Source organism: Pseudomonas sp. SDO5591_S426 (assembly GCF_054070755.1).
On record NZ_JBSVXD010000411.1, the window covers coordinates 1 to 1,008 of the forward strand.

General features: G+C 60.3%; 1 protein-coding gene. It reads left to right on the forward strand.

Annotation, left to right across the window (positions count from 1 at the left end; translation table 11 throughout):
* The first annotated feature begins 82 nt into the window (after positions 1-82).
* Positions 83-946, forward strand: a complete 864-nt coding sequence (gene pvdO, locus ACW9JC_RS30350; protein WP_457459673.1) for a dihydropyoverdine dehydrogenase — start codon at positions 83-85, stop codon at positions 944-946.
* Positions 947-1,008: the final 62 nt, after the last annotated feature.

The following is a 1,008-nucleotide window of genomic DNA, read 5'->3' on the forward strand; positions in this document are numbered from 1 at the left end:
GTAAAAATCAAAATCAAAAGATCGCAGCCTGCGGCAGCTCCTACAGTGAACACCCCGTTTTTTTCTTCGATCGAGATGAGTCATGAACCGAAATCTGCTGACCGCTGGACTGGCTGCCATACTCGCCTTCCTGCTGCCGACTGCCGCGCAGGCCGCCACTGCCCCGCCTGCGGGCAAAGTATTCAAAGACTGCAAGAACTGCCCGGAAATGGTCGTTCTACCTGCCGGCACCTTCACCATGGGCACCCCTGACGACGAAGTCGGCCGCGAGCCCGATGAAGGCCCGATGCATGACGTGACCTTCGCCAAGCCGTTCGCCATGAGCCGCTTCCAGATCACCGCCGGTGAGTGGGACAGCTACGTGAAAGAGAGCGGCGTGACCATCGCCAACGGCGATACCCGCCCCGGTCGCGAATGCATCGCCAGCAAGCCGCGTTATCCACAGAGCCCACGCCAGCCGGCGGTGTGCATGAACTTCGACGACGTTAAAAACTACGTTGCCTGGTTGTCGAAAAAAACCGGGCAGAAGTACAGCATGGTCAGCGAAGCCCAACGCGAATACGCCGCACGCGGCGGCACCAAGGGCCCGTTCCCCTTCCCGTTCGATGAAGGCAAGGAATACAGCATCGCCAAGCACGCCAACACCTACGGCCCGGCGGATGGCTACAGCTACAGCTCGCCAGTGGGCAGCTACCCGCCTAACGCCTTTGGCATGTACGACATGCACGGCAACGTCTACGAATGGGTCGAAGACTGCGAACACCCGAACTACGTCGGCGCCCCCACCGATGGCAGCGCGTGGCTGGAAGCCAACTGCGAAGCCGTGCGCATCCGCGGCAACGACTGGGGTGAAGCGCCGGTGTTCTCCCGCTCCGGCAACCGCAACAGCCAGTACCCGCAAGAACGTGGAGACTGGATGGGCTTTCGTGTAGTGCGCGACCTCTAAACCTGAACCCCTCCCCTTGTAGGAGCTGCCGAAGGCTGCGATCTTTTGACTTTGATTTTTAC